22 protein-coding genes are annotated in these 23,304 nt (G+C 55.5%); 8 read left to right on the top strand and 14 right to left on the bottom strand.

Annotated features, from left to right (window positions below; genetic code table 11):
• Positions 1-5 precede the first annotated feature (5 nt).
• From ppx to mgtE, 4 genes are all read left to right on the top strand, one after another.
• Entirely contained in the window at positions 6-1,532 is a 1,527-nt protein-coding gene (gene ppx / locus LQK91_RS00715) for an exopolyphosphatase (RefSeq protein WP_105098919.1), read from the top strand.
• Positions 1,533-1,573: 41 nt separating this feature from the next.
• Entirely contained in the window at positions 1,574-2,188 is a 615-nt protein-coding gene (gene tehB, locus LQK91_RS00710) for a tellurite resistance methyltransferase TehB (RefSeq protein ID WP_003848730.1), read from the top strand.
• A 102-nt stretch (positions 2,189-2,290) separates the two neighbouring features.
• Entirely contained in the window at positions 2,291-2,476 is a 186-nt protein-coding gene (locus LQK91_RS00705; protein WP_003848728.1) for a YfgG family protein, read from the top strand.
• Positions 2,477-2,607: 131 nt separating this feature from the next.
• Positions 2,608-4,041, top strand: a complete 1,434-nt coding sequence (gene mgtE, locus LQK91_RS00700; protein WP_008926560.1) for a magnesium transporter — start codon at positions 2,608-2,610, stop codon at positions 4,039-4,041.
• On the opposite strand, the gene LQK91_RS00695 is transcribed toward mgtE, so the two are convergent.
• Together LQK91_RS00695 and LQK91_RS00690 are read right to left on the bottom strand one after the other, a co-directional pair.
• Positions 4,042-4,539, bottom strand: coding sequence for a helix-turn-helix transcriptional regulator (locus LQK91_RS00695; protein WP_003848724.1), 498 nt, complete (start codon positions 4,537-4,539; stop codon positions 4,042-4,044). It lies immediately after the preceding gene.
• 20 nt (positions 4,540-4,559) lie between these two features.
• Positions 4,560-4,805 (bottom strand): hypothetical protein, encoded by a 246-nt coding sequence (locus LQK91_RS00690; protein WP_003848722.1) that lies wholly within the window; start codon positions 4,803-4,805, stop codon positions 4,560-4,562.
• A gap of 194 nt (positions 4,806-4,999) precedes the next feature.
• Between LQK91_RS00690 and LQK91_RS00685 the strand changes: the two genes are divergently transcribed.
• Positions 5,000-5,179: a DUF2158 domain-containing protein gene (locus LQK91_RS00685; RefSeq protein ID WP_105098918.1), complete on the top strand. Its 180-nt coding sequence runs from the start codon at positions 5,000-5,002 to the stop codon at positions 5,177-5,179.
• A gap of 30 nt (positions 5,180-5,209) precedes the next feature.
• Here LQK91_RS00685 and LQK91_RS00680 read toward each other — a convergent pair whose 3' ends face one another.
• The 3 genes from LQK91_RS00680 to guaB form a co-directional block, all read right to left on the bottom strand.
• Complete coding sequence (locus tag LQK91_RS00680) at positions 5,210-5,983, bottom strand: DUF3750 domain-containing protein (RefSeq protein ID WP_105098917.1); 774 nt, start codon at positions 5,981-5,983, stop codon at positions 5,210-5,212.
• Positions 5,984-6,285: 302 nt separating this feature from the next.
• Positions 6,286-7,866: a glutamine-hydrolyzing GMP synthase gene (guaA, locus tag LQK91_RS00675; RefSeq protein WP_003848716.1), complete on the bottom strand. Its 1,581-nt coding sequence runs from the start codon at positions 7,864-7,866 to the stop codon at positions 6,286-6,288.
• Between the two features lie 68 nt (positions 7,867-7,934).
• Positions 7,935-9,401, bottom strand: a complete 1,467-nt coding sequence (guaB, locus tag LQK91_RS00670; RefSeq protein ID WP_003848714.1) for an IMP dehydrogenase — start codon at positions 9,399-9,401, stop codon at positions 7,935-7,937.
• 168 nt (positions 9,402-9,569) lie between these two features.
• On the opposite strand from guaB, the gene xseA reads away from it, so the two are divergent.
• From xseA to LQK91_RS00655, 3 genes are all read left to right on the top strand, one after another.
• Positions 9,570-10,943: an exodeoxyribonuclease VII large subunit gene (xseA, locus tag LQK91_RS00665; RefSeq protein ID WP_008926698.1), complete on the top strand. Its 1,374-nt coding sequence runs from the start codon at positions 9,570-9,572 to the stop codon at positions 10,941-10,943.
• Between the two features lie 116 nt (positions 10,944-11,059).
• Positions 11,060-12,073, top strand: a complete 1,014-nt coding sequence (locus LQK91_RS00660; protein WP_008926699.1) for a M4 family metallopeptidase — start codon at positions 11,060-11,062, stop codon at positions 12,071-12,073.
• A complete protein-coding gene (locus tag LQK91_RS00655) occupies positions 12,070-12,402 on the top strand; it encodes a protealysin inhibitor emfourin (RefSeq protein WP_008926700.1) in 333 nt (110 codons plus the stop codon). The genes LQK91_RS00660 and LQK91_RS00655 overlap by 4 nt, the downstream gene beginning before the upstream one ends.
• A 40-nt stretch (positions 12,403-12,442) precedes the next feature.
• On the opposite strand, the gene LQK91_RS00650 is transcribed toward LQK91_RS00655, so the two are convergent.
• The 9 genes from LQK91_RS00650 to pilW all read right to left on the bottom strand — a co-directional run bounded on the left by LQK91_RS00650 (position 12,443) and on the right by pilW (position 23,284).
• Positions 12,443-14,884: a glucose/quinate/shikimate family membrane-bound PQQ-dependent dehydrogenase gene (locus tag LQK91_RS00650; protein ID WP_105098916.1), complete on the bottom strand. Its 2,442-nt coding sequence runs from the start codon at positions 14,882-14,884 to the stop codon at positions 12,443-12,445.
• A gap of 310 nt (positions 14,885-15,194) precedes the next feature.
• The gene (locus LQK91_RS00645) at positions 15,195-15,416 is read right to left on the bottom strand and encodes a zinc ribbon domain-containing protein (protein WP_003848704.1); all 222 of its coding nucleotides are present in this window, start codon (positions 15,414-15,416) and stop codon (positions 15,195-15,197) included.
• 62 nt (positions 15,417-15,478) lie between these two features.
• Positions 15,479-16,969, bottom strand: coding sequence for a ribosome biogenesis GTPase Der (gene der, locus LQK91_RS00640; protein WP_008926703.1), 1,491 nt, complete (start codon positions 16,967-16,969; stop codon positions 15,479-15,481).
• Positions 16,970-17,143: 174 nt separating this feature from the next.
• Complete coding sequence (gene bamB / locus LQK91_RS00635) at positions 17,144-18,325, bottom strand: outer membrane protein assembly factor BamB (RefSeq protein WP_003848699.1); 1,182 nt, start codon at positions 18,323-18,325, stop codon at positions 17,144-17,146.
• Between the two features lie 19 nt (positions 18,326-18,344).
• Positions 18,345-18,962 carry a YfgM family protein gene (locus tag LQK91_RS00630; protein ID WP_008926704.1) on the bottom strand — a complete coding sequence of 206 codons (618 nt, stop codon included), beginning with the start codon at positions 18,960-18,962 and terminating at the stop codon, positions 18,345-18,347.
• A 39-nt stretch (positions 18,963-19,001) separates the two neighbouring features.
• Positions 19,002-20,276: a histidine--tRNA ligase gene (gene hisS / locus LQK91_RS00625; protein ID WP_105098915.1), complete on the bottom strand. Its 1,275-nt coding sequence runs from the start codon at positions 20,274-20,276 to the stop codon at positions 19,002-19,004.
• 105 nt (positions 20,277-20,381) lie between these two features.
• Positions 20,382-21,503, bottom strand: a complete 1,122-nt coding sequence (ispG, locus tag LQK91_RS00620; RefSeq protein WP_003848692.1) for a flavodoxin-dependent (E)-4-hydroxy-3-methylbut-2-enyl-diphosphate synthase — start codon at positions 21,501-21,503, stop codon at positions 20,382-20,384.
• A 37-nt stretch (positions 21,504-21,540) separates the two neighbouring features.
• A complete protein-coding gene (rodZ, locus tag LQK91_RS00615; protein WP_003848690.1) occupies positions 21,541-22,560 on the bottom strand; it encodes a cytoskeleton protein RodZ in 1,020 nt (339 codons plus the stop codon).
• Complete coding sequence (pilW, locus tag LQK91_RS00610) at positions 22,550-23,284, bottom strand: type IV pilus biogenesis/stability protein PilW (protein WP_105098914.1); 735 nt, start codon at positions 23,282-23,284, stop codon at positions 22,550-22,552. Before pilW ends, rodZ begins: the two co-directional genes overlap by 11 nt.
• Between the last annotated feature and the right edge of the window lie 20 nt (positions 23,285-23,304).

The raw sequence follows: 23,304 nt of genomic DNA, 5'->3' as shown, positions 1-23,304 counted from the left end.
ATCCTATGCCAATTTCTCATAAAAGTACGCAAAAACCCCAGGAGTTTGCGGCGATTGACCTGGGCTCGAACAGTTTCCATATGGTAATTGCGCGGGTTGTCGATGGTGCGATGCAGGTACTGGGCCGCCTTAAACAGCGCGTCCATCTGGCGGACGGGCTGGATGCTCAACACAACCTCAGCGAAGAGGCGATGGAGCGTGGCTTAGCCTGCCTGGCCCTGTTCGCCGAACGCCTGCAGGGTTTCAGTCCCAGCAACGTGACGATTGTCGGCACCCATACGCTGCGCGAGGCGATCAATGCCGAAACCTTCCTGCAGCGCGCTGCCGAGGTGATCCCCTATCCAATCGAGGTGATTTCAGGCCATGAAGAAGCGCGTCTGATCTTTATGGGTGTGGAGCACACACAGCCGGAAAAAGGCCGCAAGCTGGTAATCGATATCGGCGGCGGCTCCACTGAGCTGGTGATTGGTGAAGATTTCGAACCTCAGCTGGTTGAGAGCCGGCGCATGGGTTGCGTCAGTTTCGCCCAGCTCTATTTCCCGAAAGGGGAAATCAGCCGTGAAAACTTCCGTCGTGCCCGCTTAGCGGCTGCACAAAAGCTGGAAACGCTGGCGTGGCAATATCGTCTGCATGGCTGGCAATATGCGCTGGGCGCATCCGGTACCATCAAAGCTGCCTGCGAAGTGCTGCAGGCGATGGATGAAAAAGAGAAGCTGATTACGCCTGAGCGTCTCGAAAAGCTCTATGACGAAGTGATGAAACATAAATCCTTCTCTGCACTGAGCCTGCCGGGGCTTTCAGAAGAGCGCAAAGGTGTGTTTGTCCCCGGACTGGCGATTCTCTGTGGCGTCTTCGATGCGCTGGCGATTCGCGAGCTGCGCCTCTCCGACGGTGCGCTGCGTGAAGGTGTGCTCTATGAGATGGAGGGCCGTTTCCGCCATCAGGATATTCGCAGCCGCACAGCACAAAGTCTGGCTAACCATTACGCCATCGACAGCGATCAGGCTCGACGTGTGCTGGAGACGACCGAGCAGCTTTATCTGCAATGGCGCGATCAGAACCCAAAGCTGGCGAATCCGCAACTGGCTGCACTGCTTAAATGGGCGGCGATGCTGCATGAAGTGGGCCTGACTATCAATCACAGCGGCCTGCAACGCCATTCAGCTTATATTCTGCAAAATACCAACCTGCCTGGGTTCAATCAGGATCAGCAGATGTTGCTGGCGGCACTGGTCAGATTCCATCGTAAAGCGGTGAAGCTTGATGAGTTACCACGCGTAACGCTGTTCAAGAAAAAGCAGTTTGTGCCGCTGATTTTTCTGCTGCGCCTGGGCACCCTGCTGAATAATCAGCGCCAGGCCACCACGCGTCCGGATGCGTTAACCCTGAAATGCGATGATGGCCACTGGACGCTGATTTTCCCGGCGGGCTACTTTGCGCAGAACAATCTGGTTCAGCTCGATCTTGAACGCGAGCAGGCTTACTGGAACGACGTCACCGGATGGAAGCTGATCCTCGAAGAAGATATCTGACAACCCGGGCGCACCGCGCCCGTTTAACTGAATTGATGACTATGACACAACCAACCGCACCGCTTTCAGGCGAAAACTATTTTGCCGACACCTATGGTTTAACGCCGCCCCACTCCGAAGTGGTTGCGGCTCTGCCCCAGCTTAACGTCGGCAAGGCGCTTGATCTTGGCTGTGGCGTGGGACGCAATACGCTGTTTCTGAATCAGCACGGTTTTGACGTCACAGCGTGGGATCACAATCCGCAGAGCCTGGCGCGCCTGCAGGAGATTATTGCGCAGGAAAACCTTCAGGGTATTCACACTGAGCAGCGCGATCTGAACAACACACGCTTTAATGGCGGCTTCAACGTTGTGCTGTCGACCGTGGTAATGATGTTTCTGCAGCCGCAGACCATTCCGCAGCTGATTGCCGACATGCAGGCTTGTACGGTCAGGGATGGTTTCAACCTGATTGTGGCGGCGATGAACACGGACGATATGCCCTGCCCGGCAGATTTCTCTTTTGCGTTTAAATCGGGCGAACTCAGCCACTATTATCGCAACTGGCACATCGTGAAGTACAACGAGCACCCCGGTCAGCTGCATCGTAAAGATGAAAACGGTAACCGCATCACCTGCCGCTTTGCGACGTTACTGGCGCAAAAAGCGAGTTATTGATCTTTATCTGCTGTTTTTTTCAACAGCGATTGATTTCATCTGGCGACTGTGACTAAATATTGCAGTCGCCCTCTGATGGGCTCATTACAGGAACCACCCCGCGTGAACAGCGCTATTTCTCCCCGAAGACGTCAAAAAACCGGCACCATGACCCGCATTGTGCTGCTGATCAGTTTTATCATTCTCTTTAGTCGCCTGATTTTTATCCTGCCTGCTGCCTTCGAGCATCATCAGCAACAGAAAGCTATTCCTGAGCCTGTCACCGTCACATCAAATGATACGCGCTAGCGAATAGTGATATTTCGCCTGAATTGCACTGAAACCTGAACGGAATCCAGATAACTGGACTCTTTTTTGCATCCCTTTTTCAGGCGAAACGCTACACTGCGTGCTGGTGCTTACAGACTAAGGGATCCAATGTGTCTGCCTCTCAATCTCAACGTTTAAGTGAAATACGTCATCGCATTCTGACGCTGCTGCTCAATGAGCACGATCTGGTTGATTCCCTGCTGGAGAAATCCGGCGATCTCAACCCTGAACAGCAACGTGAAAATGCGGCCCAGCGTGATGCGCTGGAACAGGATATTCAGCAGCTTCATGCCGCTGACCTCGCCGACATTCTTGAAGCCCTGCCCGAAGAGGAACGTCAGGCGCTGTGGCGGCTGGTGCCAAATGAGCGGCGTGGTCACGTGCTGGTTGAAGCCTCAGAAACGGTCTGGGCCAGCCTCACCGAAGAGATGAGCGACCGTGATATCCTGCGCGCTATCCAGCCGCTGGACATCGACGATCAGGTCTGGCTGGCACAATATCTGCCGCGTGACCTGACCGGGCGCCTGCTGGCGACCGTGGAGCCAGCCCTGCGCGCCCGCATGCTCGATATGGTGCAGCTCGACCGCGACCGCGTAGGCCGGGTGATGGATTTTAATATCCTGACGGTGCGCGACGATGTCACGCTGGCAACGGTGCAGCGTTTTCTGCGCAAGCGTAAAAGCATGCCAGGCGGTACCGATAAACTCTTTATTACTAACAAAGACAATCAGCTGCTGGGCGAACTGCTGCTGACGGATATCCTGCTTAACAAACCTAAAACTCTGGTCAGCGACGTTATGAACGCGCGCCCGACCACCTTCCAGCTCAACGACAAGGCCGAAGATGCGGCCAGCGCCTTTGAGCGTTATAACCTGATTTCTGCTGCCGTCACCGACGCGAAGGGCAAACTGATTGGCCGTGTGACCATCGAAGACATTGTCGACCTGGTGAATGCCGAAAACGAAAGTAACATTCGTAAAATGGGCGGCATCAGTCAGGAAGAGGATGTGTTTGCCCCGGTGCGTAAATCAGTACGCAAACGCTGGGCCTGGCTGGCCATTAATCTCTGTACCGCCTTTGTTGCTTCGCGGGTTATCGGGCTGTTTGAAGGGACGATTTCGCAAATCGTGGCGCTTGCCACCCTGATGCCAATTGTTGCGGGTATTGGCGGCAACACCGGTAACCAGACCATCACCATGATTGTGCGGGCGCTGGCCTTACATCAGGTTGAACCGGGTAACTTCTCGTTTCTGATTGTGCGTGAACTGGGCGTAGCGCTGATCAACGGCCTGTTCTGGGGCGGCATTATGGGCGGCATTACCTGGCTGATGTATGACAATATGGCGCTGGGCGGCGTCATGATGCTGGCCATGGCGCTGAATCTGCTGCTGGCCGCGCTAATGGGTGTACTGGTTCCGCTGGTAATGACCAAAATGAAGCGCGATCCGGCCGTAGGCTCCAGCGTATTGATCACCGCCCTGACCGATACCGGCGGCTTCTTTATCTTCCTGGGACTGGCGACGATCTTCCTGCTGCCCCACTGATCAGGCGTGCAGGCCGTAACGTTGCAGCGACCCGTTGAGATTGCGCTGGCGCGTCACCTGTGCCAGCTCACGGGTCGCCGCAGGCAACGTGTAATTGCCGCGCTGGCTCAGCCACTCCAGCACGTCCGCTAAGTGCCAGATGGCGGTTTTACCGTCGTGCACCGGCAGTGGAAACGGCGGGCGGTGGCTGAGCATTAACTTACGCATATTCTGACGCGTCATGCCGATGATCTCGGCCACATCCGTCAATCCCACAAAATCAGGTGCCGCTTCTACCAGCGTGGCACCCGGTATAGCACGCAGCACATCCTCTTCTGCCTGTCTCAATACCTCCGTGGCAGAGTCAGACTCCCGGGTAAACTCCAGTGCAATGCGCCCTGGCATACCCAGACCGATCAGTGCATCATCACAGCCTGCTGCTGCCAGTGTTTCCAGCAACTCATCCACCGGCGCATGCCCTTCCGGCAGGCTAAACCGCAGTGTAAAACAATATTCCATATGCCTCTCCTTGTGCTGCTTCAGGACTTCAGATAGTGACAATTATCTACCACGCGCCGCAGCGCCTGGGCATGCTGATGTGCATTTTTCGGTGTGCTCCAGATGCAGGTCAGACAAAACTCCCCACATCGGCACATCAACAGATTTTTCGGGCAGTACATTTTGCCCCAGGCGTGATGACCTCCCGTCACGACCAGCCAGCCATGGGTTTCGGCGTAACGTAACGCCGTTTCAATCTCTTTACTGGGATGTCGCTTCCTTGCCATGTGTGTCCCTATCCTGACGCTGAATGATTGAGTTGTCAACTGACAACCAGGTGAATATTTCTTAATGCGCCTCAGCATGCGCAGACTTTTTCTCGCAGTAAAACGGTCAGGGTATAAACTGGAAAACGTCACGCAAAAAATAAACCGCGCCAGCGAGAATCCGGCCGGACTCATGTTCAACAACGGAGGCAGGAATGTTTAAAGCAGAGGATTTTGTTCAGTCGAAAACCGGCGGACCTAAAATGCAGGTACTGCGCGTCGACGGCGACACCCTGTTGTGTGCGCGCGTTGATGATGCGGCAAAGAAAGAGATCGAAGTGAAGGCAGAGAGCGTCAATCTCTATCATGAAGAGGGTGACTTTGGCGTGTGCTGACGCAAAATGGCCCCTGACGGGGCCAGACTGTCAGGGTTTGTCCTGCTGAAGGTTGTCATTGCCCAGACCACCGATAAACGGCAACCGCAGCCGGAACGGCGTAAAATCGAGTCCCATATTAAGCCCCAGCAGGTTCACTTCAAGTCCCTCTTCCGCGCCCAGCGTCACGCCCGCCACGCCCAGAATCGACACCTGCAAACCGCGCCCGGATGGCGGCAGCCCGATGGGATGCCACAGTGACCGGTAATCTTTGCCCAGCGCATTGGCGGGCAGATCCAGTTTTAAAGCCGGCACTTCACGGCCGATATGCGCCAGGAAGGTATTGCTGTTCGGTCCGGGCCAGGCACGATAAGTTGTCGGCCACGGATAGGATTTAATGGCGGCTTCAATCTGCGGAATCATCGCCTCGGCTTCCGGTCCGCGATGCTCCACCAGCAGCCGGGGTTTTGCGCCATACCAGTAACCATCCGGCAGGTTGGTGTTGCGCCGGATTTTGTCGCCGCTGCCCCAGCTAATCACTTCGTAGCGGGTGAAACGCGTTTCACCTGCGCGCTTAAAGATGATCCAGGGATGCACCGCCACCCGCCCTTTCCAGCCATAGGTCGGCGCCGCATAGACCTGCACGATAGCCAGGTTATATAACGCGCGCGGATCGGGCGCGATTCCGGCCGAATCCCGCCGGGCAGTGGCCCAGCCACCGGGCTGTGCGGTTTCGCCGTGACGCGTCGCCTGCGCAATGCTGGCTCCCAGCGACAGCAGCAGTACGGCAACAAAAAACAGGCTGAACACTTTCAGTGAGAGCATGACAACATTCCTGATGACGTAAGAATCACGAAACGCCTGAGTGGCAGGCGGTTACAGTAAGTGGCGGCTTTGGGATACGGATTATCGAAGCGGCGAATAAAAGCAGGACACAAAGGAAGTTAAGTGCAGGCTTCTACTGCAGGGAGAATAGCGCAATTTCCGGTAAAGTGAACAGAAAACCGCCAGCGATGGGGATAGATGTGCTGAAAGGTTAAAATGGCCCGTCTAAGTGGAGTTCAGGCAATAAAAAGCCCGCTGGAAGCGGGCTTTTTTGCATCAGCGCTTAATCGGCATGGGCCGGTTTATTCCCACTCAATCGTCGCCGGTGGCTTGCCGCTGATGTCGTACACCACGCGGGAGATGCCGTCGACTTCATTGATGATGCGGTTTGAGACGCGGCCCAGGAAATCATACGGCAGGTGCGCCCAGTGTGCGGTCATAAAGTCGATGGTTTCCACCGCACGCAGCGAGACAACCCAGTCATATTTACGGCCATCACCCATCACACCAACCGAACGAACCGGCAGGAAGACAGTGAACGCCTGGCTGACTTTGTTGTAGAGATCCGCTTTATGCAGCTCTTCGATGAAGATGGCATCGGCACGGCGCAGCAGGTCGCAATACTCTTTCTTCACTTCGCCCAGCACACGCACGCCCAGACCCGGACCCGGGAATGGATGGCGATACAGCATGTCGTACGGCAGCCCCAGCTCGAGACCAATCTTGCGCACTTCGTCTTTGAACAGCTCTTTCAGCGGCTCAACCAGGCCCATCTTCATCTCTTTCGGCAGGCCACCCACGTTGTGGTGTGACTTGATGACGTGCGCTTTACCGGTAGCTGACGCCGCCGACTCAATCACGTCCGGATAGATGGTGCCCTGTGCCAGCCACTTCACATCCTGCAGCTTCAGCGCTTCTTCGTCGAACACTTCCACAAAGACGCGACCAATGGTCTTACGCTTGGCTTCAGGCTCATCAATACCCGCCAGCGCATCCAGGAAGCGCATCTCAGCCGGCACATGGATGATGTTCAGGCCGAAGTGGTCGCCAAACATATCCATTACCTGTTGTGCTTCGTTCAGACGCAGCAGGCCGTTATCCACGAACACACAGGTCAGACGGTCGCCGATGGCACGATGCAGCAGCATTGCCGTCACAGAGGAGTCTACTCCGCCTGACAGACCAAGGATGACCTTGTCGTTGCCAACCTGCTCACGCAGGCGTTCAACGGCATCTTCAATGATTTTGGCCGGTGTCCACAGTGCTTCACATTCACAGATGTCGATAATGAAGCGCTCAAGCATCCGCAGGCCCTGACGGGTATGGGTCACTTCCGGGTGGAACTGCACGCCGTAGAAACGCTTCTCTTCGTTGGCCATAATGGCAAATGGACAGGTTTCTGTGCTGGCAACGGTCACGAAGTCAGCCGGGATAGCCGTGACTTTGTCGCCGTGGCTCATCCAGACATCCAGCAGCGGTTTACCGGTGGCGCTGATTGCATCTTCAATGTCGCGAACCAGTGCACTTGGGGTCGTCACTTCAACCTGCGCATAGCCGAACTCGCGCTCGTTAGAGCCAGATACTGTGCCGCCCAGCTGCATTGCCATGGTCTGCATACCGTAGCAGACACCCAGCACCGGCACGCCTGCGTTGAAAACATATTCAGGTGCACGCGGGCTGTTCAGTTCTGTGGTGCTTTCCGGGCCACCAGAAAGGATGATGCCGCTAGGGTTGAACTGGCGAATCTGCTCTTCGGTGACATCCCATGCCCAGAGTTCGCAATAAACGCCGAGCTCGCGCACGCGACGTGCCACCAGCTGCGTGTATTGTGAGCCGAAATCGAGAATCAGAATGCGGTGCTTATGGATATTTTCCGTCGTCATTGAGGGGTTTCCAGAACGGTGACTTGATCAATAAAAGCGCCCGGCTGAAGCCGGGCGTGAAATCGGGATTATGAACCCATGCGGTAGTTCGGTGACTCTTTAGTGATGGTCACGTCATGCACGTGGCTCTCATTGATGCCCGCGCCGCTGATGCGAACAAATTCCGCTTTGGTGCGCAGGTCGTCAATGGTCGGGCAACCGGTCAGGCCCATGCACGAGCGCAGTCCGCCCATCTGCTGATGCACTATCTCTTTCAGACGGCCTTTATAGGCCACGCGACCTTCGATACCTTCCGGCACCAGCTTGTCAGCGGCGTTATCAGTCTGGAAGTAACGGTCAGACGAGCCTTTGGACATCGCGCCCAGTGAACCCATACCGCGATAGGATTTGAATGAACGGCCCTGATAGAGTTCGATCTCGCCCGGCGACTCTTCGGTCCCCGCCAGCATTGAACCGACCATCACACAGGACGCACCCGCCGCGATTGCTTTGGCGATATCACCAGAGAAACGGATACCGCCGTCAGCAATCACCGGAATACCGGTGCCTTCCAGCGCTGTAACCGCGTCAGAAACGGCAGTGATCTGCGGAACGCCCACGCCGGTTACGATACGGGTAGTACAGATTGAGCCCGGGCCGATACCGACTTTAACGGCGCTGACGCCTGCCGCGACCAGCGCCAGAGCGCCTGCGCCAGTGGCCACGTTACCGCCGACGATTTCCAGATCCGGGTATTTAGCGCGGGTTTCACGGATGCGTGACAGCACACCTTCAGAGTGGCCGTGTGAAGAGTCAATCAGCAGCACGTCAACGCCTGCTGCGACCAGCGCATCAATACGCTCTTCGTTACCGGCACCCGCGCCCACCGCTGCACCGACACGCAGTCGACCCTGCGCATCTTTACAGGCGTTAGGTTTACGTTCGGCTTTCTGGAAGTCTTTAACAGTGATCATGCCCAGCAGATGGAAGCTGTCATCCACGACCAGCGCTTTCTCAACGCGCTTTTCGTGCATCTTGTGCAGGACCACATCACGCGCTTCACCCTCTTTCACCGTCACCAGACGCTCTTTCGGGGTCATGACCGCAGAGACCGGCTGAGAGAGGTCGGTTACAAAGCGCACATCACGACCGGTGATGATACCCACCAGTTCGTTGTCGCGGTTAACTACCGGGTAGCCTGCAAAGCCGTTGCGCTCGGTCAGCACTTTCACATCAGCCAGAGGCGTGGTTGGCAGCACGGTCTGTGGTTCAGTGACCACGCCGCTTTCATGTTTCTTCACCTTGCGCACTTCGTCCGCCTGGCGTTCAATCGACATATTTTTATGGATGAAGCCAAGGCCGCCTTCCTGTGCCAGCGCAATCGCCAGACCCGATTCGGTCACGGTGTCCATGGCAGCGGAGAGCATAGGAATGTTTAAACGGATATTTTTGGTCAGCTGCGTGCTGAGATCGGCCGTATTAGGCAGGACGGTGGAGTGTGCAGGGACGAGCAGAACGTCGTCAAAAGTGAGTGCTTCTTTAGCGATTCTTAACATGGCAATACTCCACCTCGGGTGATTGAGAATAGATAAAATATTGCCGCGGCATTATACAGGCCGTAATCGATTGCCTCCAGCATTATTTAAGAAAAACTCTTGATCCGCACAGGCAGCAATGTAGTATCGATGAATTAACCTGCTGATTTGGAATTTGATCTTCGTCACATGTCGCTGCCACCCATCGCCAATATTTTTACCGTCAGCCGTCTCAATACGACAGTGCGTCAACTGCTGGAGAAAGAGATGGGTCTGGTCTGGATCAGCGCCGAGATCTCCAACTTCACGCAACCGGCATCCGGTCACTGGTACTTCACTCTGAAAGATGATGGCGCTCAGGTTCGCTGTGCCATGTTCCGTAACAGCAATCGTCGCGTCACCTTCCGTCCGCAGCACGGTCAGCAGGTACTGGTGCGTGCCAACATCACGCTCTATGAGCCCCGCGGTGACTATCAGCTGATTGCCGAGAGCATGCATCCGGCAGGTGAAGGCTTGTTGCAGCAGCAGTTCGAACTGCTGAAAGCAAAACTGGCGACCGAAGGATTGTTCGATCCGCAGCATAAGCAACCACTGCCGGAACCGGCACGCCAGGTCGGGGTTATCACCTCTTCCACCGGTGCGGCACTGCACGATGTGTTACGCGTGCTGCATCGCCGCGATCCTTCGCTGCCCGTGGTGATCTACCCGACCGTGGTTCAGGGTGTTGATGCGCCCGCGGCGATTGTCCGCGCAATTGAAATCGCCAACCTCCGCAATGAGTGCGACGTGTTAATCGTCGGACGCGGCGGCGGTTCACTGGAAGATCTGTGGAGTTTTAACGACGAACGCGTGGCGCGCGCTATTTTTGCCAGCCGCATTCCCATCGTCAGCGCCGTCGGGCATGAAACCGACGTCACCATAGCCGACTTCGTTGCCGATTTACGCGCCCCTACCCCTTCCGCCGCAGCTGAAATTGTCAGCCGTAACCAGCTGGAGCTGCTGCGCCAGTTGCAATCTCAGCAACAGCGGCTGGAGATGGCGATGGATTATTACCTGGCTCGCCAGCAGCGGCTTTATACCCGCCTTGAGCATCGTCTGCAGCAGCAGCACCCGCAGTTGCGTCTGGCTCGTCAGCAGACCGCCCTGTTCCGCCTGCAACAGCGTCTGGGTGAAGCGATGGAAACCCGTCTGCGTCACGCAACACGTCAGCAGGATCGCCTGTCCCAGCGACTCAATGCTCAACAGCCGCAGCAGCGCCTGTTCGAGGCGCAAAAGCAGCTTCAAAACTGGCACTATCGCCTGCAGCAGAGCATCACTCAGCAGCTTAACAGCAACAGGCAGCACTTTGGTCAGTTGGTGGCGCAGCTGGAAGGCGTCAGCCCGCTGGCGACGCTGGCGCGTGGGTTTAGTGTGACCACAGACACCACAGGACAGGTGGTAAAGAAAACGGCACAGCTCCAGAGCGGCGATCTGCTGCGCACCCGTCTGGATGATGGCTGGGTTGAAAGCCAGGTGACCCAGCTGTTACCTGAGAAAAAACGCCGCCGCAAAACCGCGTCCTGACGCTGACGCTTGCTGTCAAATCACACTTTTCCCTCACCGCTGGTCTGATGAATAAGGTTTAACCAGACTGGCGGGTCTATACTTTTTGGTACATTCATGATGCCAAGGAGTTCCAGATGGCTTACAGCGTTATTCCTCCCTATATCCTTCGCAAAATCATCGCACACGGTTCCGGCCACCAGCAGGAGCAGGCGCGTCGCACCCTGACTCACGTTCAGCACCTCATGGCGGAACACTGGCAAAAGCCGACCGGCGTAAAAACCGCGGCGGGTGGTCATGTGGATCGTGAAATTTATGATGCGCAAAGTCAGCAAACGCTGCCGGGTAAACTGATTCGTCAGGAAGGTCAGCCCGGCAATGACGACGTGGCTGCAGAAGAAGCCTGGGACTATCTTGGCGTAACCTATGACTTCTTCTGGCAGGCTTATCAGCGTAACTCGCTGGATAATCAGGGGCTGAAATTGCTGGGTACCGTGCACTACGGTGAGAAATACCAGAACGCTTTCTGGAACGGCCAGCAGATGGTATTTGGTGATGGTGACGGCGAAATCTTCAATCGCTTCACCATTGCGATTGACGTGGTGGCGCACGAGCTGGCGCATGGCGTCACTGAAAACGAAGCCGGGTTAATCTACTTTGAGCAGTCTGGCGCGCTGAATGAATCGCTGTCGGATGTCTTTGGCTCGCTGGTGAAACAGTTCAGTAAAAAACAGCGCGCCGACGAGGCCGACTGGATCATCGGTGAAGGTCTGCTGGCAAAAGGAATTAACGGGCGTGGTTTGCGATCGATGTCTGAACCTGGCACCGCCTACGATGATCCGATGCTGGGCAAAGATCCGCAACCGGCCCACATGGATCACTTCGTGAAGACCCGTGAAGATAACGGTGGGGTTCATATTAACTCCGGCATTCCTAACCGGGCCTTTTATCTGGCGGCTAAAGCACTGGGCGGTTATGCATGGGAACAGGCGGGATATGCCTGGTACGACACCGTGTGTGACGACGAACTGCCACAGAATGCGGACTTTAAGACCTTTGCCCGCTTCACCGTTGAGCATGGTAAAAAACGCTTCGACGCGTCGGTCAGCAATGCTATTGAACAGGCGTGGAAGGAGGTTGGCGTGCTATGAGTGACCTGCCCGAACTCACCGATGATGCCACCATCATCGTCGCGCGTGAAGGCGGCATGGCCTTTATTCCGGGGCTCCGCGCCGAACGTCGTTTTATGCTGGGTGAGCTGCCGGCACCGGAAAAAGAGCGCGTCTGCCATGCGCTGGAGCAGGCAATGCCGCTGGGCGAACCCGAGGAAAAAGCTGCGCAGGTGGGCAGTGGCGATCAGCGCTATTTTCGCATCCAGATTCAGTATGCCACCCGCCGCGAGGTGGGCACCATTGTGCTGCTGATTCCGGAACAGGTGGCACCACCTGAGTTGCAGGCGCTGTGGCGCGACGGCAAATAAAAAAAGGGCCGACAATGTCGGCCCTTCTCGTTAAGCGTTGTTACTTGCTGTCTGGCAGCGCGTACGCAATCACGTAATCACCACGGTCCGGAGACTGACGTGCGCCACCTGCCGAGATCAGGATGTACTGCTTACCATCTTTCGGTGAGACGTAGCTCATTGGGCCGCCCTGACTGCCCACCGGCAGACGTGCTTTCCACACTTCTTTACCGGTTGATGCATCAAAGGCGCGCAGGTAGTAATCCTGTGTACCGGCGATGAATACCAGGCCACCCTGCGTTGCCAGCGTACCGCCCAGCGTTGGCATACCAATCGGCATTTTCACGCGCATTTTAATACCAAACGGACCGGTATCCTGCACCGTGCCGACCGGCACCTGCCAGACGATTTTCTGTGTTTTCAGGTCAATCGCCGACAGCGTACCAAATGGCGGTTTCTGACAAGGGATGCCCAGCGGTGACATAAAGCGGTTCTTATTCACAGCATAAGGCGTGCCTTTCAGCGGAACCGCACCCATACCGGTATTGATCGCTTCGCCACCGTTGCTGCCACGCGCCGTTTTATTGGTATCCGCCGGGATCATCTGAACCCACAGGCCCAGACGCATGTCATTGACGAACAACAGGTGATTGTTCGGATCGATCGACATGCTGCCCCAGTTCATCCCACCCAGTGAACCCGGGAAGCTCAGAGACTTGTCAGTGTCTGGTACGGTGAACAGACCGTCATAGCGCATCGATTTGAAACCAATACGGCAAGCCAGCTGGTCAAACGGTGTGGCACCCCACATGTCAGACTCTTTCAGCGTCTGGTTGCCGATCTGCGGCATACCGGTCGAGTGCGGCTGTGTTTTGGTGTACTGCTCGTTCGGGATATGACCCTGCGGCATCGGCAGTTCTTCGACTTTGGTCAGCGGCTTACCGGTCATACGGTCAAGCACGAAGATCATGCCGGTTTTGCCGCCAATCACCACCGCTGGCGTGGTGCTGCCATCTTTTTGCGGGAAGTCGATCAGGCTTGGCTGCATCGGCAGGTCGAAGTCCCACAGATCGTTATGTACGGTCTGATAGACCCACTTCTCTTTACCGGTGGTGGCATCCAGCGCCAGCACCGATGCGCCATATTTGTGATCCAGCGCGGTACGGTTCGCACCCCAGAGGTCAACTGACGAACTCCCCATTGGGATGAACACGGTGTTCATTGCCGGGTCATAAGACATCGGCGCCCATGAGTTTGGCGTACTGCGGGTATAATCTTTGCCCGGCATCAGTATCGCATTCGGGTCAACATTGCCCGGGTCAAACGCCCAGCGCATTTTGCCAGTAATCACGTCAAAACCACGTAACACACCACCAGGCATATCGGTCTGTACGTTATCTGCGACACGGCCACCCACCACAACCGTGGTACCGGCCAGCGTTGGCGCGGAGGTCAGCTGATATTGTGGGTCCGGTGCCTGACCCAGGCCCGCTTTAAGATCTACGATGCCGTGATTACCAAAATCTTCACAGAACTCACCGTTGTCGGCGTTGATCGCAATCAGACGCGCATCAATGGTATTCATCAGAATACGGCGCTGACAGCTGTCACCAGCTGGCAGCACAGCCGCCGTCACCGGTACAGAACCCGGCTTGTCCGGCTGTTGCAGCGGTTTGGTTGCATCAAAGTAAGCCAGACCACGGCAGCGCGGCCAGACTTCAGCCTGGGCGTTGATTTCACGTTTCCAGAGCTGCTTACCCGTGTTGGCTTCAACGGCGATAACGTTGTTATGCGGCGTACAGAGATAAAGGGTATTGCCAATCTGTAATGGCGTCTGCTGATCTTCTGCGCCGTTACCGGTCGGGCTGACTGGGGTATCACCCGTGCGGAAGGTCCACGCGACCTGCAGATCTTTCACGTTGTCGCGGGTGATTTGATCGAGTGCCACAAAGCGGCTGCCCTGAGGCGTGTTGCCGTAGTTATCCCAGTCTTTCTGTTGTTTCGCTTTGTCTACCGGGATCAACGGTAACTCTTCGCCCGTAGCCGCAACGGTAGGATGAGGCTGGAACATCTGCACCAGTGTTGCCACCATGCCTGCCGCCAGCACTGCCGCGAACGCGTAAGAAGGTTTCGCCAGTGAGTGCTTACCTTCGTGCTTACGCAGTGAAGGCCAGATCAGGAAAGCCAGCAGCGTCAGTCCGGCTGGAACCATCAAACGCGAGACCAGTGGCCAGAAATCCAGACCTGCGTCAAACAGCGACCAGATCAGGGTGCCAGCAAAGACCAGCAGGAACAGAACCACTGCCGAAGATTTGCGACGGAAGAACTGAATTGCGGAGAGGACAGTAACAATACCCGCAATTAAAAAGTACCAACTGCCGCCCAGGGCAACCAGTTTACCGCCGCCAATTGCAAAAAACAGACCGGTGGCAAGCAGCACCAGTCCGAGCAGCATGGATGCGATTCCCAGCCCCTTTCCGGCGCGGGAGGATGTTTCAGCCATAACACTTACTCTCCTGAATAAACAGAGCGCCCGGACAGAGGCCATCCGGACTCCGGCGCGTTAACAGGTGCGCGTGGAGCATCGCTCGGTTTCAAATCGAATATAAACAGACCCGCGTCCGTGAGAATCTGTGGGCCGGAAGAGCACTGATGTGGCTGACCCCTCCCACGACGCGGCAGGATTGTACCACCTGGTACGTTACAGAGTGAACATATCTAACCGGTTTGTTACGGCGCAATAGCATTTTTGCTACAAATAGCCGGGCGTCGCGGTGGATTCTCAGACAGATTACGCGTAGCTGAAAGCGGCGTTAGTGACCTGGCGGCTGGAACAGTACGCGCCTGCGGGAGATCAGACCATGTCCATTGCGGCAAAAATAGTCCACTGCACCGCAGGCTTTGAGTACGTCAAGCGGCTGGTGACACTCAGGGCAACAGGGTTTCGCGGGATAATGCGCACCACAGGCACTGCAGATAATTTCACCGTTGCTGAGCGACAGCGGTTGCTGACATTTTTCACACATCACCATCATTTTCTTCTCCCTGCCTGATGAGTTCAGAGCAAAAAAAAGAGGGCCAGATGGCCCTCATTTTGTTAACGCTTATTCTTTTTCATATGCGCCATCAGACGCTTACGTTTACGCTGCTGCGTTGGCGTCAGCAGGTTACGTTTGCCTTCATAAGGGTTATCACCCTCTTTGAACTGAATACGAATTGGCGTTCCCATCACGTTCAGTGATTTACGGAAGTAGTTCATCAGATAGCGTTTGTAAGAATCGGGCAGATCCTTCACCTGATTACCGTGGATCACTACGATAGGCGGGTTATAACCACCGGCATGCGCGTATTTCAGCTTAACGCGGCGACCGCGTACCAGCGGCGGCTGGTGATCGTCTGCAGCCATGTTCATGATGCGCGTCAGCAGCGAGGTATTTACGCGTCGGGTCGAGCAGTCATAAGCTTCAGTGATCGACTCGAACAGATTACCCACGCCGCTGCCGTGCAGCGCAGAGATAAAGTGGATACGGGCGAAATCGATAAAGCCCAGACGGAAGTCCAGCGTCTCTTTCACTTCATCACGTACTTCCTGCGACAGGCCATCCCATTTGTTGACCACAATCACCAGCGAGCGACCACTGTTGAGAATGAAGCCAAGCAGTGAGAGATCCTGATCGGAAATGCCGGCATGCGCATCAATCACAAGCATCACCACGTTGGCATCTTCAATCGCCTGCAGCGTCTTGATCACCGAGAATTTCTCTACAGTGTCAGAGATTTTGGCACGCTTACGGACACCGGCGGTGTCGATCAGAACGTATTCACGTCCATCGCGCTCCATCGGAATGTAGATGCTGTCGCGGGTGGTGCCCGGCATATCGTAGACCACCACGCGGTCTTCACCGAGAATGCGGTTGGTAAGCGTTGACTTACCTACGTTTGGACGACCAACGATAGCCAGTTTGATCGGCAGGCCCGTCGGGTCGAAGTTTTCTTCTTCCTCTGCGGCTTCCTGCTCAGCAATCTCGTCAGCTTCTAACGCAGCCCAGTAAGCCTGGTTCTCTTCTTCTTCAGTGAGCTCGACCGCCTCAACTTTTTCCATCCACGGCAGCAGCGCCTCTTCAATCAGGCTGCTCACACCACGACCATGCGACGCCGCAATGGCGTGGATTTCGCCCAGGCCCAGTGAATAGAAGTCGACAATCGCCTGATCCGGATCCATCCCGTCAGTTTTATTTGCCACCAGGAAGGTCGCTTTCTGACGGGAACGGAGATGCTTCGCAATTTGCTGATCGGCGGCCATCATGCCCGCACGCGCATCCACCATAAACAGCACAACATCGGCTTCTTCGATCGCCAGCAGTGACTGTTCAGCCATCCGCGTTTCAACACCCTCTTCGGTGCCGTCGATACCACCGGTATCAATAACAATAAATTCGCGCCCTTCCACTTCGGCGCGACCATATTTGCGATCGCGAGTCAGTCCAGGAAAATCCGCTACCAGCGCATCACGTGTGCGTGTTAAACGGTTGAATAGCGTAGATTTTCCCACATTGGGACGCCCAACCAGCGCGACCACAGGTACCATAACAAAATGCCTCAATAAAAAATTAATCGCCCGAATGGCGAGATTATAACGGCTCTGGCCGTTAAGTTCAGGCTTAAGGCGCAAAGAATACCATGCCTGACTAAAAACGAAACGGCCCCTGATTAAATCAGGAGCCGTCGGAACGGAGGATTTCACCTGCCAGACGTTTACCCGTTAACGGGTAATCGCATAAACCTCACCGTCTTTGGACTGGATCAGCAGCTTGTCGCTGGCAACTACCGGCTCGGTCTGGAAGCCTGAGCTATCCAGTTCCTGCTGTGCCACAAAACGTCCATCTGTGGTGTTCAGCCAGTGCAGATAGCCTTCGCTGTCACCGACTATCAGATAACCGTTGTAGAGCACCGGTGAAGTCAGATTGCGATGCAGCAGATCGCTTTGACGCCAGATGGCAACACCACCGTCAGTGTTAAGAGCGATCACACGATCGTCCTGATCGACCAGATAGATACGGCCGGCATCAACAATCAGATCCTTCACACCGCCGATTTCGCGTTTCCACAAAATCTGACCTGAACGCAGATCCAGCGCCGACAGATTGCCATTGTAGGCCAGTGCATAAACGACGCCGTTAACGATAACCGGTGTGGTATCGACGTCATTAAGACGGTCAATCTCCGTGGCACCGCTGACCTGAGAAATACGCTGCTGCCAGATCAGCTGTCCCTGGTTCATTGCCACGGCACTGACACGGCCGTTGTCGCCACCGACAATTGCGCCGCCAAAGGCCACAGCCGGCGCAGATTCACCGCGCAGAGACAGCGCTGGCATATCCAGGTTGACGCTCCACTTCACCACACCGCTGCTCTGATCCAGTCCCTGCAACATGCCGTTGCTGGTATGAATCAGCACCAGACCATCGCTGACCACCGGACGTGACAGCGCTTCACCGGCGACTTTCGTCTGCCAGGCCACGCTACCATCGCTGCTGTTCAGGGCAAAAACCTGGCCGCGTTCGCTGCCAACATAAATGCGGTCGCCATCGGCCGTCAGGCCACCTGATAGCAGGGCTGAAATATTTTTCGAGAAGAAGCCGGTTTTCTCAGAGAGATCGACTTTCCACTTTTCTTTACCGTCTGCGGCATCCAGTGCTTTGACGATACCAAAGCGGTCGGCAGCGTAAACCGTATTATCCTGCCAGGCAGGATGCAGATTTGAGTAGAAATCACCCACACCGTCACCAACCGAGGTGCTCCACACTTTCTGTGGCGTGAACTGATTTTCGACCTTCGGCAACGGGGCCATTTTTACTACATCTTCTTCGCCGCTAAACAGCGAACAACCGCTGAGCAAAGTGACTGAAATCAGTCCCGGCAGCAGGTATTTACGTAATTCCATGCGCTCTCTCTTGACTGGCTTAGCTTAAGTTATTCATCTTCATCTGCATCATTTGCTTCAATGCCGGAGAGGCGTCAGATTCAACCCCTTTACTCCATGCATCGCGCGCGCCCTGCTTGTCGCCTTTGGTCAGCAGCGCTTCGCCGCGAATATCGGCCACAATGGCTGTCCAGCCATCACCCTTCACACCGTCAAGGGTTTTAAGCGCCGCATCCGCTTGATTCTGTTGCAGTTGAATGCGTGCCAGGCGCAGGTTAATCACCGCCTGCAGATTGGCATCTTTGGTATCTTTCAGACCGTTTTGCAGCAGTGATGCCGCTTTATCAAGCTGACCGGCGTCAACGTACTGCTTCGCCAGATCCATCGCGGCCAGAGCACCGTAAGTGTTGCTGTTTTCACTGGCAAAACGGTTTACCGCTTCCAGCGTTTCCGGCTTGCCTGCCTGCATGGCGCTGGTCAGCTGCTGATACTGTGCGGATACCGATTTCGCCGTATCATCCTGATGACTGCTCCAGTAACGCCAGCCACCCAGCGCAGCAATGCCGATCACTACGCCAATGGCTAACGCTTTGCCATTATTGGCAAAAAAGTTGCGCAGCGCGTCGGTCTGCTCGTTTTCATTGCTATACACTTCCACGCAATCCTTCTCCTTTCTATGGTTGGTGCTGTGTCACGCTTACTGTAGCAGCGTACGCAATACAGCAGCAGCCTCTGCCTGATCCAGCGTTTGCTGCTCGCCACGGCGCAGATCTTTAATCACGACCTGACCGGCTTTAACTTCATCCTCGCCTAACACCAGGGCAACGCGCGCGCCCCACTTGTCAGCACGGGCAAATTGCTTCTTGAAGTTGCCGCCGCCAAAGTTGGTCATCAGCCTCAGTTCAGGCGCTTCATCACGCAATTTCTCAGCCAGCTGCATCGCAGCAGACTGCACGCCCTGACCTGAAGCGATAACATAGACATCCACATTGCTCGTCGGTTCAAATTCAGGATTAACTGCCTGAACCAGCAATACCAGACGCTCCATACCCATGGCAAAGCCAACGGCAGGTGTCGCGCGGCCACCGAGCTGCTCAACCAGGCCATCATAGCGACCGCCGCCGCATACCGTGCCCTGTGAACCCAGGCTATCCGTCACCCACTCAATCACGGTGCGGTTGTAGTAATCCAGACCGCGCACCAGACGCTGATTGACGGTGTAGCTGATCCCAGCATCATCCAGCAAGGCACACAGGCCGCTGAAATGTTCACGTGATTCATCATCCAGATAGTCGCCAAGCTGTGGCGCATCATTCAGCAGGTGCTGAACGTCGGGATTTTTACTGTCGAGAACACGCATCGGATTGCTGTACATGCGGCGTTTGCAATCCTCGTCCAGCACGTCTTTGTGCTGTTCAAGGAAGGCGACCAGCGCATCACGGTAGTGAGCACGCGCTTCCAGCGAACCGATAGAGTTAAGTTCAAGGCGAACGTGCTCAGAGATACCCAGGGCTTTCCACCAGCGGGCATTCAGCATGATCAGTTCAGCATCGATGTCTGGTCCCTGCAGACCAAAGACTTCCACGCCAATCTGATAGAACTGACGATAGCGGCCTTTCTGCGGACGCTCATAGCGAAACATGGGACCCATGTACCACAGACGCTGTTCCTGGTTGTAGAGTAAACCGTGTTCGATACCGGCTCGCACACAGCCTGCCGTGCCTTCCGGACGCAGCGTCAGGCTTTCGCCGTTGCGATCGTCAAAGGTATACATCTCTTTTTCAACCACGTCGGTGACTTCACCGATGGCGCGCTTAAACAGTGGGGTTTGCTCTACCAGCGGTAAGCGAATTTCGCTGTAACCGTAGCTCGCCAGCGTCTGCTTGAGAACGCCTTCAATCCGTTGCCAGAGGGCAGTATCCGCAGGCAGGTAGTCGTTCATCCCGCGAATCGCCTGAATATTCTTCGCCACGTTAGAATCTCTTAATGCAAAAAAACCTGTCCGGCATCATACCTTATGAGGATGAAACCGCACAGGTTCAGTCAAAAAAGTCACGCACGCAGACCGCGCGCGCCATTATTTTTCCAGATGCTGCACATCAATACGGCGGCTGGCATCCAGCATCGACGCTTTGGCGCGAATGCGCGCTTCCAGCTGATCAATCATGTCATTGTTGTCGAGACGATCGCGCTGACGCACGCCATCTTCGTAGAAACCACTCTTCTTGCTGCCGCCGGTCACGCCCAGCGTAGAGAGGGTCGCTTCACCCGGTCCGTTGACGACACAGCCGATAATGGAGACATCCATCGGGGTGATCAGATCTTCCAGACGCTGCTCCAGCGCGTTGACCGTGCCGATAACGTCAAACTCCTGACGTGAACAGGTTGGACAGGCGATGAAGTTGATCCCGCGAGAGCGAATGCGCAGTGACTTCAGGATATCGAAACCGACTTTGACTTCTTCAACCGGGTCGGCCGCCAGCGAGATACGCAGCGTATCGCCGATCCCTTCTGACAGTAAAAGGCCGAGTCCAATCGCAGATTTTACTGCGCCTGCGCGTGCGCCACCCGCTTCGGTGATGCCGAGATGCAGAGGCTGTTCGATCTGTTTCGCCAGCAGGCGATAAGATTCAACCGCGAGGAAGACGTCAGAGGCTTTTACGCTGACTTTGAATTGATCGAAGTTAAGACGGTCAAGATGATCGACATGACGCATGGCTGATTCCAGCAACGCCTGCGGCGTCGGCTCGCCATACTTTTCCTGCAGATCTTTTTCCAGTGAACCGGCGTTCACGCCAATTCGAATCGGAATATTGTTGTCGCGTGCGCAGTCAACCACCATACGGATGCGCTCGTTGTTCCCGATATTACCGGGATTGATGCGCAGGCAGTCGACGCCATACTCGGCGACTTTCAGGGCGATGCGGTAGTCAAAATGAATATCTGCAACCAGCGGTACATTCACCTGCTGTTTGATCAGTCTGAATGCTTCTGCGGCATCCATGGTAGGCACCGAGATACGAACGATGTCGACACCGACTCGCTCAAGGGCTTTGATCTGATTTACCGTCGCTTCCACGTCAGTGGTGCGGGTGTTGGTCATCGACTGAACAGCGATTGGCGCGCCGTCACCGACCGGCACCTTGCCGACGTAAATGCGTTTGGATTTACGGCGGATAATGGGTGCTTCGTTATGCATATTTCTTCTCCACAATTGCCCGGTACGCGATACGCTGTTATTGCGCACCCAACGTCAGGCGAGCAACCTGGTTATTACGGATAAAACGACTTAAATCAACGGGCTGATTCTGATATTGCACCTGAACCGCACGAGGCGCGCCAATTTTCAGACGATACGGAGGCGTTCCTGCGAGGCTGAGTTTACCACCACTACGCTGAATGCCGCTGAACAGTTTTTTGCCGGTCGCGTCACTGACTTCCAGCCAGCAGTCGGCGTTGAAGTTCATGACCACCGCATTAGGGTCAGCTGCCGGCTCATTGACCGCAGCTGCACCGACGGGCATCGGAGGTGCCGCGCTGGTTGTCGGCGTCGTGGCTGCTGGTGCAGCCGCTGAGTTGTCCACTGGCGCCTGGCTCGGCGACACCACAGCATTGCTGGTGTTATCCGGCTGAGTGGTGGTCGCGCTATTGCTGGCGGTGGCGGCCGGAGCCGCACTCGCCGGCGCACTGGCTGCGCCGCTGTTACTGGTCGTGGTGGTGTTGCTCTCGTCAGTTGCGGCAGGTGCCGCGCTATCACCGCTGCTTTCACCCAGCGGAATCGACTGACCATTATCACCGCTGCTACTGCTCTGGTCGGTCATCGGCACCAGATCGTCCTGAGACGCTTTATGGTTCTGCCACCACCAGGCGCCCGTCAGCCCCACGACCACAAACACCACCAGCCAGGTAAAAATCATTAACCAGCCGTCGCGTTTCTTGCGGCGTTTGCCCAGTGAAAAACTTTGCATCGGCTCAATCTTTGAAGACCGAATCGGTGTCTGCTTCGCCATCATCGGCAGCAGTTCCTCTTCAGGAATATGCACCAGACGCGCGTAAGAGCGAATGTAGCCGCGCAGGAACGTGGAAGCTAAATCAGCAGGTGATTTGTCCTCCTCAATGTCACGCACGGTAGAAAGTTTCAGGCACAGGCGTTCAGCGACGTTCTGCTGCGTCAGCCCCATCTGCTCACGGGCCAGACGCAGGCGTTCACCTGTTGATTGTAATGCAGAGTTTTCTTGAGTGGCTTCAGTATTCATTAGCTAAATAACGCTGGTACTGTATCGATTGCGGAAAACGTCGCGCTAACCGGTCGCCATAACGTGAAACGTCAGCGGCATTTCCCTGTAGCGCGGCGAAACGTAAGTGTAACGCCAGACTTCGTGCTGTTTCAGGCAGTTGTTGCTGGTAAACACTAAGCAAAACCTGGGCCTTCGACAGATGGTTATCTGCCAGCTGCTTTTCAGCTTCCGACAGCAGCGAGTCAGCTTTACGCCTGTCAGCATCAATGGCCTGACGTAACGCCCTGCGGGCAGCAGCAACATCGCCAGCCTGCAGATAACAAAAGCCTGCCAGTTCAAGCGCGTCATTGCGAGCATCAAACTGCTGTGCTGCGCTTGCCCGACTAAACTGTTGATGCGCTTCGTCATACTGCCTTAAAGCGCAGAGAAACGCACCGTAATTGTTAGCAACAAAACCATTATCCGGCGCCTGCTGCTGTGCCAGTATAAACCGTGCCTGCGCCGCTGTCTGATTACCCTGCTTCAGTGCCAGCCGTGCCAGCGCAAGCGAGACCCGGTAATCCTGTGGCGCAGCGGCCTGTGCCCGTAGAAAGTTTCGCTCAGCCGCAGCAGCGTCGCCACTGGCCAGATAGTGCATCCCTAACTGCAGACGCACCTCTTCTGCGCCAGGTTCACGCGGCTGACTGACACACCCGCTTACAACAAACAGCGCCAGCAACACTGCAGGTAATCCATTACGCATAATCGTTTCCCTCCGTTTGA

It is taken from the genome of Pantoea sp. MHSD4 (genome assembly GCF_021043305.1).
GTDB lineage: Bacteria > Pseudomonadota > Gammaproteobacteria > Enterobacterales > Enterobacteriaceae > Pantoea > Pantoea eucalypti.
Note: the sequence above shows the minus strand (reverse complement) of the source record. Positions and strands in the feature narration are given on the sequence as shown.